Here is an 11,751-nt window from a genome sequence, read left to right as displayed (position 1 = left end):
GCGGTGCCCGCGCGGCAGATTTCAGAACCCGACCTCTCTTCAGGGAAGTTGGGCTCGGGCGGGCTCGGCGTATCGCCGGATGCCGGACCGTCCTGACATGGGAACGCCGGGTGTGCGTGTCAGGACCGGTCGGGCGCGAAGGAGTGTCGTTGCGGGGCAGAGGCCGCGAGTCTGGACGGCACATGCGGTTCTCTGCCGGCGTCAGGGCTGGAGACGTCGAGATCGTGCCTGCCGCGCTCTCAGGTCTTGGAGAGGAAGGGGGGGATCGCGGCGACGCGGATGTTGTCCGGCTACGCCGCGATCCTGGAGCCGGAACGCTGCTGGGTCCCGTATCCGGGTCCTACCGCTGTGGTTGTTGTACTGGGCTACCGTCGGCCTACCACTGAGGCGTGGGCGGCGTGGGCATGGCCGCGAAGTCGTAGACGCGCTTCCACAGGACCCCGTTCTGGCCGCCGGCCGAACCATTGATGACGTAGTACAAGGTCGTACCGTCGATCACGGCCAGCGGGGTCTTGTCGACGGTGCTTGCGAAGGAGTTCTCCTCGTAGAACCCGCTCCACCCGCCGTCGCGGGAAATGATGTAGCTGCCGATCGTGTTGTCGCGGTCCTCGGAGATGGTGATGACGCCGTAGCCGTTACGGGAGAGCGCGACCGACGGGCCCTGCCTCGAAAACCCGTAGGAGTTCGCGGCAAAGATCTGACGCGGGTTCGTCCATGAGGAACTTCCGTACTGCTGGCGCGACTGGTACACGTAGTTGTTGGTACCCGTGAAGGCGAGAACGACCTGGTTCCAGGGGGCCGGGTCGTCGTTGTTGGTGTCGACCTGGGCGGCAAGGGCCGGCGCGTCCTTGCTCAGCGCGTTCGGAACCAGGCTGGGATTGCTGTAGGTAGCGGTCTGGCCGTTGTAGTACAGCGTCCAGATCTGGTCGTCGGACTGGCTGTTCCAGGCGAGCATGTACGAGTTGTTGGGGAGCGCGGCGACTCCCACGGGCAGAGTGTTGGTGGTGCGGGTGTCGTTGGGGACCCTGGTCCAGTTGGGCAGGGTGGCGGGCAGCTGGTAGCTCGTGGTCAGCTGGATGCGGTGCTGGTAGACGTGGCTTTCCGTGCCGGTGTGGAAGATCCGGAAGTTACCGCGACCACCGTCGTCGGTCCAGATCACCCGCGGGGACGTATACGTCTGCGCGTCGGGCAACTGGTACGCGGGTCCGCTGTTCAGCGAGATGTAGATGTTGTCGTTGTCCCCGCCGCGCCAGGCATGAATGATGTTGTTGCGGTTGTCGCGTGCCTCACTCGTGGTGGATCTGCTGGTGATTTTGCCACCCGCGTAGTTCACCGGCTTCCAGTCACTTCCCTCGCCGGGAAAGCCCCAGACGGCGGATGCCGGCGTCGACAGACCGACGACAGCGGCGGAGGCGGCAAGGAATGCCACTGCCGCCAGCCGGAATCTTTTCAGTCTCTTGAGCACTTCGGCCTCCTGGTTTTCTCGCGGAAATTGCGGATCTTGCCCACGGGCGCATGCCGGAGTGCGGGGCCGCGCCTGGGCGGAGCCCGAACCGTGACGTGGGGTCAGTGGCTGCGACGGGCCCCGTGATGTGCTGGTTGATCACTTCGTGTGACGCCCGCCTCGGCCGCGCCGCATTTCGCTCGCTGCTGACGGGTTGTCATCCATATGACAGAATGGAAATGTTGGATGTGACAGTGATCGTCGTCACTGTCATGTCGAGTGGACCACATCCGCTGAAACGAGATAACCAAAGGTGCGCCCCGTGCCGGGCGGTCTTGTACTCCAGCATGCTTACGAGCGCCGACCTTCCGGCCTCGTGCACGGACTGGCTCCGCGCGTGCGGACGCGACCCGTCACCGCAAAGTCCTCCACGGCGACCGTTTGGTTCTCACGGATCAGCTGCGTGGAGAGCTGGTCGTGGAACTCGCGGCGGGCGTCCGCGACACGGGCATGTGCCCGTGCGACACGGATCCTGGCCTTGTCCCTGTTCCCGCTGCCTTTCTCCCCGTGGGAGAGGTTTTGCCGCACCTTCTTCAGGCTCTTCTCGGCCCGGCGCAGGAAGCGAGGCACTTCTCCTGGGAGAACGTCCCTTGGTAGGGCCTGGTCACCCTGGCGGCCAAGCCACGCAAGGGGCACGACGAGGGCTGGTCGGCACAGTCAAGTGCGCGAACGGGGCGGGGCGTCGACCGGCGCCGCGAATGGCACTCCGACTATGACCGGGCTGAACCAACGCCTGCCCGGCTCGTCGAACGCCACGTCCCACAACTGCTCGTACCGGTGGGCATCAGCCGGGACAGGCAGTCACGCTGCTGATCACCATGGGGGGACAGTCCCGAGCGGCTGGGCACTGAGGCGTCGTTCGCCGCGCTGTGCGGAGTCAGCCCCCCCCCATTGAGTACTCCTCTGGCCGTCGGAGCACATACCGGCTCAACCGCGGCGGCGACCGCCAGACCGACACCGCCCTGCACCGTATCGTCTTCACCCGCCTGCGCCATCGCTGCGGCGATCGTGGCTCTGGCCTCGACTTGCCGTAGAGGGATGTGCGCGAGACGTTCGCTCGGTGGGCGGGGGTGTACGACGCTGACGTGGGCTTTCTCACCTCGAAATCGGGTGTTGGCCTGGTGGACGCGTTCCAGGGCCGCTTCGGTGCTGCGTCGGCGGAGGGATCGGGAACCGTGGTGGAGTTCACGCAGCGTCTTGTTCGGGGCCGTCGCCGTCGACTGTGCACGGTCTGTCGGATGGACGGAGACAGGACACAGCGTCAGCGGACACATCGGCCCCGGAGCGGTGCCCACGACCATGGCAAGTGGGCACCGCTCCATTCCGCTCGGGTTGACAATCAGGGCTACAACGTCAGGGCTGGCCCCCTCACGCCCTGCTCTCGCGTCGGCCCAGCCGCGAAGTGCGGTCAGTAATCCCAGACCGCCGGTACGAAACGGTAGGCGTTGCCGGCGCGTGCCACGTGACAGACGGACGGGAACGGCAGGTGTGTGGCCACCAGTTGCTCGCCGCTCGCCGCCAGCTCTTTCAAGAGGCCGATCCGGACGCGGGTTGATTCCTCGGGGTCGTGTTCGAAGCCGTTGTGCCACTCGGGCTTGTCGAACCCGCACTGGAACACGGCATCGCCGGCGAACGTCAGCCGGTCGCCGCCGGACTCCAGGCGGACGATGCTGTGGCCGGGGGTGTGACCGCCGGTGCGACAGATCGTTACTCCTGGCGCCACCTCGTACTCCTTCTCGAACGTCCGCAGCTGGCTGCGGTATACGTCCAGGAACCGCGAGGCGGTCGTTCGGAGCACCTCCGGCACCGGTGCCGGCATGGCGGTTCGGGAGAAATCAGGCGCTTCCCAGAACTCGGCCTCGGCGGTGGCCAGATGGACGCGCAGGTCCGGGCGCAGTCGGCCCCTCAGTCCGTCGACGAGCAGCCCGCCGATGTGGTCCATGTGCAAGTGGGTGAGCAGCACGTCGGTCACGGATGCGGGATCGATTCCGGCGGCGTCCAGTCGCATGGCCAATTGTCCGGCCCGCGGGAAGCCCGGAAACTCTGCTCCCAGCCCGGAATCAATGAGGATGGTCCGGCCGCCGCTGCGCACCACGGCCACGTTCAGGGGCCAGTCGAGCAGCTCGTGTGGCAGGAACATGTCATCGAGCCAGGCGGTCAGGTCGGTCTTGGCGGCGTTGGTGGCCAGCGTCGCGGGAGGGATCGGCAGTACCCCGTCGCTGATCACCATCACGTCGATGTCACCGACCTTCAGCGCGTAGCGCGATGGAACCAATTCGTCATGCCCGGGTGCATCGGGGCGTGCGACGTTGAGCCGGTTCATGTTGTTCTCCTCTTGAAGAGAGTTGACCGAAGACATCGACGGCGCGATGGGACACACCGTTCAGTCATCACCTAGGACCGAACAGCAGCCCGGTCTGTGACAACCTCCTCATTCCTTCGCCCCAGTGAGCCCGTCGCCGACCTCGTCCGACCCCGAAACGCGTGTCCGGACACGGAAGCCGGCCACATCACCAGCACCCGGCTCTTCCTGGCCCAACGGCCGAAGCCATCGGCGAAGGCGGCAGACGCTGATCCGTACGGACTCCGCGAGCGGCACCCACGGGTCCTGGCGCGCGTGACGAGGCTGATGGCTGTCACCATCTGTGCGAACCCCTTTGGGGCCCTTTGCTCGCTCGGCTTCCGCTCGCTGCCCACCGAGCCGCCCACACCGGCCGACCAGCCGCCACCGCCGCCGCGACGACCTGGCCGTCCCTCGCGTACTGACCTGGCGGCCCCATACGCGACGGGACACTTCCTGCCGATGTCTGTTGTTCCGACCCCGGTCCGAGTGCGCAATGCAGTTCTCCTTCAGCCCGCCGCGGGCGACGGCCATCACCTTCTTCCGGTTGATCCGTCGGCCCTGGCGCCGCAGGACCGCGGTCACGCTCGGGGCGCCGTGGGCGTCACGGGACCCGGCGTGGATCCGCCGATTCTCCCCGGCGAGCTCGTCCTCGGCCTCCCGCCGGACGGCGACGGCCTCACGGCCCGCGAGATACGAGGAGGAGGCCGAGCGCCCCACCTTCAGCACACGGCACAGCAGCGACACGCTGTACCCGCCGAGGTCGCCCTCACCGGCCTTCTCCGCGTCGATGAACGCGTAGCGCGCGGCTGCTTCGTCCTCTGCCGCGCGAAGACGGCCGTCGCTCTTCCCAGCACCTCGATCGTCTGCTCCTGCTCGCGGACCTTCCTCCGCAGCCGCACGAGCTCCTCACGCTCCGCCGTGGGCAGGGCACCGGCGGGCCCCTCCCTCCGGTCGATCTCCGGCTGCTTCACCCAGCCCCGCAGACCCTCCGGACTGACGCCCAGGCCCCGGGCCAATCGTCACCCGTGAGGGTGACCGCCGCTGCAAGCTCCCGCCTCACCGGCGTGCTCTCGTCGGCCTGGTCCATCTGCGCCGGCACGACACGCTGGCGCAGATCGCCACCGGATTCGGCATGTCCGTCGGCACCGCTCACGCCTACGTCACCTCCGTCGTCGGCCACCTGTCCCGCCGGGCGCCCGGCCTGCTGCGCCTCCTGCGGGAGACCGGCCCCGAGTACGTCCTGCTCGACGGAACACTCGCCGAGTGCGACCGGGTGGGCGACAGCCGGGCCGACTTCTCCGTGCGCCCGTCCTCGCCGACCGCGCCTACATCGGAGGCGGCCCCTGGGTGACCACGCCGGTCGGACGCCCGCCCCTCGGAGAGCTCACTCCCACACGGCGGACGGTCAACCGAGCTCTGTCAGCAGCACGGGCACCAGTCGAACGAAGTGTCGCCAGGCTGAAGACCTGGCGGACCTTCCGCCGAGCCCGATGCAGCCCGAACCGGCTCCGGTCGATCGCTGCCGCCGTCCTCACCCTGGAGCGTCAGCGCTGGAAAAGCTCAGTGGCTGCCGCGGCCGGAACCCGCCCGGTCCCCCCGCTGGACCCCTTCAGTCCGGCGCTTTCAGCGGTATACCGTAAGGGCTGACTGTTTGATGAGTCATCTGAGAGGCATTTGACTGATGTTGCCGCGGCAGCATGGGTACTGAGGATCACCCCAGTTCTGACGCCCATACGTACGGCACTACGGGGGGCGTTGATGAGGGATGCGCGCGGACTGATCGTGGCGTGCCAGAGGTGATCGAGCGGGACGAGGAACTGCGCGTCCTGCGCGGAATGCTGGCGAACGCCGCCGACGGACAGGGCACCGCGCTGCCCGTCTACGGAGCCGCCGGTGTCGGCAAGTCGACCCTGCTGCGTGCCGTCCAGGACGATGCCACGCGGCATGGTTTCCGGGTGCTGCGAACCTCGGGAGTGGAGACTGAGCAGTGGCTGCCGTTCGCGGCGCTACAGCTTCTGCTGCAGCCCGCCACCCGGGGCGTCAAGAACCTGCCGGGCCCGCATCAACGGGCTCTGAGCGGCGCGTTCGGTGCCGCGGAGGCCGATCCGCCCATCCACTGCGTCGGACTCGCCGTACTGGAGCTATTGGCCGACGCGGCCGACCGGCAGCCTCTCCTGCTGCTCGCCGACGACCTGCAGTGGGTCGATTCCTCCAGCCGGGACGTGCTCCGGTTCGTCCCCCGGCGTACCAGTGACCTGCCGATCCTGCTCCTCGCCGCCGCCCGGGTCGACTCCGCCGAGGAAGACAGCATGGGTGTCCATCCGGACATCCAGCTGGACCCACTCTCCGTGTGCCGCCGGCTGCTGGTCTCCGACCTGGCGGACGCCGCCGTCGCCGCAGACACGGGGCGCCCCGGCGCGGGAACTGCTCGCCGTCCTGCCGGAGCCGGCACGCGATCTGCCCTCGGAGAGGGTTGCACGCGCCTACACCACCGCGGTGCTGGGCCCGGACGAGACCGCCGAAGAGGACTACGCCACGGCGCTCGCCGCGCTGCCCGCCGACTGGGCGCTGACCAGGGCCGGACTGCACCTCCATCACGGTCGCCGGCTGCGGCGCCGACGCCGCAACGTCGACGCCCGCAGACCCTTGCGTCTCGACCGCGGCGATTTCCAGCGGACCGGGTGTCGATCTCGGCGCCGGAAGCACCAATTCGAGGCAGCCGATGCTCCGTGACCGGAGACGACCCGGGTTCACGACGGAGGTAGATGCGTGTCCATCCTGTTTCAGCAGACGAAGCAGCCACCTTCTCCGCACAGGCCGGTTCTGGGGCGCCGCCGTGAGTGCGAGCTGCTGGACGGGCTGCTGGACGCCGTGCGCGGCGGTGACAGTCGTGTGCTGGTGCTCCGGGGCGAGCCGGGGGTGGGGAAGAGCACGCTGCTCGAGTACACGACGGCCAGGGCACGGGGATTCCAGGTCGTCCGCGTCACGAGTGTGCAGTCGGAGATGGAACTGCCGTACGCGGGGCTGCATCAGCTGTGCGCCTCCATGACGGACCGTCTCGACCGGCTTCCCGCGGTCCAGCGCGATGCCGTCAGCGGCGCCCTGGGGCTGGGATCGGAACGTGCCCCTGACGGCTTCCTCGTCGCCCTCGGTGTCCTCGGGCTGCTGTCCGAGGTGGCCCGGGACCGCCCCCTGCTCTGCGTCGTGGACGACGCCCAGTGGCTGGACCGCGCGTCCATGCAGGCTCTTGCGTTCACGGCGCGACGCCTCCACGCGGAGTCGGTGGCCATCGTCTTCGCGGCCCGGATGCCGGACGACGAGCCGCTGGGTGTACCGGAACCGGTCGGCCTTCCGGAGCTGTTGGTCAAGGGCCTGCCCGATCGGGAGGCGTACGCCTTGCTGCGGTCCGTACTGCCGGGCCCCTGGGACGAGCGTGTCCTCCGGCGTGTCCTCGCCGAGTCGCGGGGCAATCCGCTCGCGCTGCTGGAACTGTCGAAGACGTCGATGCCAGCGGCACTGGCCGGCGGCTTCGGACTGCCGAGCGTTCAGCCCGTCAAAGAACGCATCCAGACGGCCTACGCCAACAGGATCGCCGGGCTCCCGGAAGAGACCCGCGGGTTCCTGCTCGCCGCGGCGGTGGACCCCACAGGGGATCCGGCGCTGCTCTGGCGTGCCGCGAGCAGGCTGAGGATCGACCCAGAGGTCGCCACGGACGCTGTGGCAGCCGGACTCGTCAAGGTCGGGGACCGGGTAGGGTTCTTCCACCCCATGGTGCGCTCGGCCGTCTATTGGTCGGCCTCGCCCGAGGAACGGCGTGGCATGCACCGCACGCTGGCCGAGGTGACGGACCCGGCCGTCGACCCCGATCGCCGCGCCTGGCACGCGGCACACGGCGCCACCGGGCCCGACGAGTCCATCGCGGCGGAACTCGAACGCTCCGCCGGGCGGGCCGAGACGCGGGGCGGGTCCGCCGCCGCGGCCGCGTTCCTGGCCCGTGCGGTGGAACTCACGCCTGATCCCGTCCGGCGCCAGGACCGGGCGCTGGCCGCCGCCCGTGCGACCCATGAGGCGGGCAACCCCGATCTCGCCCTCAAGCTGCTGGCCCTGGCCGAGACGGGCTTCGTGGAGGGGCGCCGGCGCGGTGAGGTGGATCTGGCCCGGGCCCGGATCGCGTTCACCTCGAACCGGGGCAGCGAGGCGCCCGGCCTCCTGCTCAAGGCCGCCGGCCGGCTCGCCGACCATGATGTCGCGCTGGCCCGGGACACGTACCTGGAGGTCGTGAACGCGGCGATCTTCGCCGGGCCGCAGGCGTATGACGACGGCCAGTACGAAGCGGCAAAGGGAGCCCGTCAGTTGCCGGCCACGCAGCCGCCGCGTCCGACGGATCTCCTGCTCGACGGCCTGGCGGTACGCATCATCGACGGCCATGCCGCCGCCGTGCCAGGCCTGCGCCGGGCCCTGCGTGCCTTCAAAGAGCCGGAGCTGTCCCCGGAAGAGGGCCTGCGCTGGCTGTGGCTGATCTGCGTGACCGCCGTGGGGTTGTGGGACCACGACACGATGTCCGTGCTGGCCGACCGTCATCTCGGACTGGCGCGAGAGGCGGGGCAGGCCACGGCGCTGCCGTTCGCGTTGACCATGCGCTGCGTGGTTCACGTCCTCGACGGAGAACTCTCCGAGGGCGCGGCGCTGGCGGAGGAAGTGCAGACGGTCGCGGAGGCGGTGGGGACCGCCGCCCCCATCTACGGGGCACTCTTCGTCGCCGCCTGGCGCGGCCGGGAGAACGAGTGCCTGGAACTGAGCAGACGGGCCGACGAAGGGGTGGAGCATCGCGGCGAAGGGGTGGGACCGGTGGTCAGCCGGTGGGCCCGAGCCCTGCTCTACAACGGCCTGGGGCGGTACGAGGAGGCGGCCGAGGCGGCCGACTTGGCGAGCCGGGAGTACATCCAGTTGGAGATGGGCATCCCGGTGTGGTCACTCGTCGAATACATCGAGGCGGCCTCCAGAGCCGGCCGACCCGGACAGGCCGCCGACGCGCTGGTCCGTCTGACCGAGTTGACGCAGGCGAGCGGTACCGACTGGGCCCGGGGCATCGAAGCCCGTTCCCGCGCCCTGCTCAGCGAGGAAGCGGAGGCGGAGGGCCACTACCTGGAGGCGATCGAGGCGCTCGGCCGCACCCGTGTCCGCGGGGAGTCGGCCCGCGCCCACCTCGTGTACGGCGAATGGCTGCGCCACAGAGGCCGTCGCGACGAGGCCCTGTGTGAACTGCGCCTGGCCCATGACCTGTTCGAGGGCATGGACATGCGTGGCTTCGCGAAACGCGCCGCCGGCGCACTGGCCGCCGCCGGGGAGGCCGTCCGCGGCCGCACCGAGAGCACCGAGAGCGACCTGACGCCCAAGGAGGTGCAGATCGTCAGGCTGGTGCGGGAAGGACTGACCAACACCGAGATCGGAGCACGGCTGTTCGTCAGCCCACGTACCGTGGAATGGCACCTGAGGAAGGTCTTCGGCAAGCTAGGCGTCACCTCGCGCCGGCACCTGTGAGGACGGCTCAGGCGGTGACCGTCGTGCCTTCACGAACCGCGCCGCCCGCCCCGGTCCCGGGGCCGGCCGTCCCCTCACCGGCCGGACGAACGATCCGCGCCTCCCGGGCGGAGGGCGAAGGACGCGTCCGGAAGAAAGGCCTGCCCACCGTCGCTCCGACGGCGCGCATCTCGTGCCAGGCGCGTTCCGCGAAACTCTCGGCCCCGATCCGGCTGAGGAGCGCATGGGAGACACCCAGGTGCTCACGCGCGTCGGCGCGGCGGTTCTCACGGCGCAGCCATTCGCCGTAGAGCAGGTGCGAGCGGGCGTACGTGCTCTTGACATCGGTACGGCCGAGCCGCTCGATCGCCTCCCGGTACAGGGCATCGGCGACAGTGCCCTCGCTCACCTGCGCACGCACCATCGCCGTGGTGCCGAGGGCCCAGTCGGTATGACTGGCCCGCGCCAATACGTCGAGCCGCCGGGCGGTCTCGGCGGCGCGGAACGGCCGTCCACTGCGCACGGCCGCCTCGACCAGTTCGACCATCGACCGGACGGCCAGTCCCAGTTCCGGCGGTTCCCCGGCATCCTGTTCCGCCGCGGCGTACGCCTCCTCGTAACGCCCGAGCCCGTTGTAGAGCACCGCCTTCGCCCACTGGCCGGGGCCGAGCGCCTCGCTCTGCCGGTCTTGAGGCCGGTCCGCGTCCCGGGGCATCGCCTCGATCGCCCGAAGCGTCGCGGTCCGCGGCGATGAGCAGGAGCCGCCGTGTCGCCTGCGGCAGCTCCTGGACGCGCCGACGGAAACCCCGCTCGGTCCGGCCGGGCAGGGGCTGTACGTCGGGGCGTCCGAACCCACCCGCCAGCTCCACCGGCGTCAGCCCGCAGGCCAGTTCGAGCAGAGCGAGTGGGTTTCCGCGGGTCTCGGCGATGACGCGGTCGCGAACCCGCTCGTCGAGACGGCCCGGGATCACGGAGCCCAGCAGAGCGCGTGCATCGCTGTCGCGCAACGGTTCCACTGTGAGGCGGGGGCAGGCCCGCCAGTTCCGATGCGGGGGAGGGCTCGCGCACGGCGAGCACCAGTCCGATCCGCTCGGCCCGCAGACGCCGCGCGACGAAGGCGAGCGTCTGCGCGGACATCGTGTCCAGCCACTGGGCGTCATCGACGAAGCAGAGCAGAGGTTCTTTCGCGGCCACGCCGGCGAGCAGGCCGAGGACCGCGAGACCCACCAGGAAACGGTCCGGCGGCGGCCCGGGGCTCAAGCCGAACGCCGTGGCCCACGGTCCGGCAGCCGTCCGCCCCGGCGAGCCCGTGGTCGAGCAACGCAATCTTTCCGACACCCGCCTCGCCGCCCAGGACGAGGACGGAGCTGTGACCGGCCCGCATCGTCGCAACGAGCTCGTCCAGCGTCGTGCACTCGGCCTGCCGTCCGCGCAGACGCACCCTTGGCCTCTCGCTCACCTCGGTGCCGAGTCCTGGAGCAACGTACATATCACCTTCCCCCTTCTCGCCTTCCTGACGTGGCATCACAGCTGGGCAGTCGGTCGCTTCCCCTTGCGCGCGCGGTCCGGGGTGGCGCCGCGGGGAGTGAACAGTGTTTCCAGTGAGGTGACGTCTCCCGTCCGAGCCGCTGTGACGAACGCTTTGAGCAGTCGCCGGTGTTCCGCCGAGTCGGCGGGCTCCCGCTGCTCCGACAGAAGGTGTCTGCGGGCCCTGCTCACGATCTTCCGTACGTTGACCACACTGAGTTGCAGCATGTCGGCGATGTCCGCGTAGGCGTAGTCGAAGGCTTCCCGGAGGATGTACGCGGCCCGCTCCGAAGGAGCCAGCTTCTCCAGGACGATGAGGAGGGCGACTTCCAGGGACTCGGCCCGCTGGGCGCGGGCCTCGGGGTCGTTACTGGTGTCGATGGGCTCGGGCAGCCAGGGACCGATGTAGGTCTCGCGGCGGACCCGGGCGGACTGGGCCACGTTGATGGCCAGGCGGGTGGTGGCGCTCGACAGGAACGCCGCGGGGCTGACCACCGCCGAACGGTCGGTCTTCTGCCAGCGCAACCAGACTTCCTGGACGACGTCCTCGGCCTCGGCCTGGCTCCCCAGCATGCGGTACGCGATTCCGAAAAGGCGTGGCCGCAGCTCCACGAAGACGGAAACGGCCTCCTCCAGGGTGCCTTCCCCGGGGGACGGGTCGGGATACATGAGCCTGCTGTCTCCGTTCTTGCGGATGGGTGCCTGCGAGGCGCGCGGCCATGTGAGGACGTCGGGCGCACAGGCGAGGACTCGGCTCCGTTCGCTCGCGGCATCCGTCGGTGTGCTTGCCCCCTACGGTCGCCCGACAGGCCCCTCCACGGCGCCCCGGGGGACACCTGGCCCACACCCTGGCCCG

The 11,751-nt window shown here is 69.6% G+C and carries 6 protein-coding genes and 5 pseudogenes; 5 read left to right on the top strand and 6 right to left on the bottom strand.

What is annotated here, in order from left to right; translation table 11 throughout:
- Nucleotides 1–376: 376 nt before the first annotated feature.
- The gene (locus KUM32_RS06470; protein ID WP_217140819.1) at nt 377–1,465 is read right to left on the bottom strand and encodes a hypothetical protein; all 1,089 of its coding nucleotides are present in this window, start codon (nt 1,463–1,465) and stop codon (nt 377–379) included.
- Between the two features lie 196 nt (nt 1,466–1,661).
- Nucleotides 1,662–2,071: pseudogene (locus KUM32_RS06465) on the bottom strand (RNA-guided endonuclease InsQ/TnpB family protein); the annotation flags it as partial.
- Nucleotides 2,072–2,326: 255 nt separating this feature from the next.
- On the opposite strand from KUM32_RS06465, the pseudogene KUM32_RS43280 reads away from it, so the two are divergent.
- Nucleotides 2,327–2,496 (top strand): annotated as a pseudogene (locus KUM32_RS43280) (transposase); the annotation flags it as partial.
- A gap of 416 nt (nt 2,497–2,912) precedes the next feature.
- On the opposite strand, the gene KUM32_RS06460 reads toward KUM32_RS43280, so the two are convergent.
- Nucleotides 2,913–3,827 carry an MBL fold metallo-hydrolase gene (locus KUM32_RS06460; protein WP_217140818.1) on the bottom strand — a complete coding sequence of 305 codons (915 nt, stop codon included), beginning with the start codon at nt 3,825–3,827 and terminating at the stop codon, nt 2,913–2,915.
- 1,036 nt (nt 3,828–4,863) lie between these two features.
- On the opposite strand from KUM32_RS06460, the pseudogene KUM32_RS06450 reads away from it, so the two are divergent.
- Nucleotides 4,864–5,399: pseudogene (locus KUM32_RS06450) on the top strand (transposase family protein); the annotation flags it as partial.
- A 146-nt stretch (nt 5,400–5,545) separates the two neighbouring features.
- A pseudogene (locus tag KUM32_RS44920) lies at nt 5,546–6,058 on the top strand (ATP-binding protein); the annotation flags it as partial.
- Here the strand turns inward: KUM32_RS44920 and KUM32_RS44915 are convergent.
- A complete protein-coding gene (locus KUM32_RS44915; protein ID WP_308408610.1) occupies nt 5,990–6,169 on the bottom strand; it encodes a hypothetical protein in 180 nt (59 codons plus the stop codon). The pseudogene KUM32_RS44920 and the gene KUM32_RS44915 overlap by 69 nt on opposite strands.
- On the opposite strand from KUM32_RS44915, the gene KUM32_RS44910 reads away from it, so the two are divergent.
- Nucleotides 6,162–6,581 (top strand): hypothetical protein, encoded by a 420-nt coding sequence (locus KUM32_RS44910; protein WP_308408609.1) that lies wholly within the window; start codon nt 6,162–6,164, stop codon nt 6,579–6,581. The genes KUM32_RS44915 and KUM32_RS44910 overlap by 8 nt on opposite strands.
- 36 nt (nt 6,582–6,617) lie before the next feature.
- The gene (locus tag KUM32_RS06440) at nt 6,618–9,389 is read left to right on the top strand and encodes an AAA family ATPase (RefSeq protein WP_308408605.1); all 2,772 of its coding nucleotides are present in this window, start codon (nt 6,618–6,620) and stop codon (nt 9,387–9,389) included.
- Between the two features lie 7 nt (nt 9,390–9,396).
- Here KUM32_RS06440 and KUM32_RS06435 read toward each other — a convergent pair whose 3' ends face one another.
- Nucleotides 9,397–10,083, bottom strand: coding sequence for a hypothetical protein (locus tag KUM32_RS06435; RefSeq protein WP_217140816.1), 687 nt, complete (start codon nt 10,081–10,083; stop codon nt 9,397–9,399).
- Nucleotides 10,084–10,949: 866 nt separating this feature from the next.
- Nucleotides 10,950–11,564: pseudogene (locus KUM32_RS06430) on the bottom strand (sigma-70 family RNA polymerase sigma factor); the annotation flags it as partial.
- Nucleotides 11,565–11,751 lie beyond the last annotated feature (187 nt).

This window comes from Streptomyces sp. AC627_RSS907, from assembly GCF_019049165.1.
The sequence above is the reverse complement of the archived record's forward strand: the minus strand, read 5'-3'. Positions and strand labels throughout refer to the sequence as shown.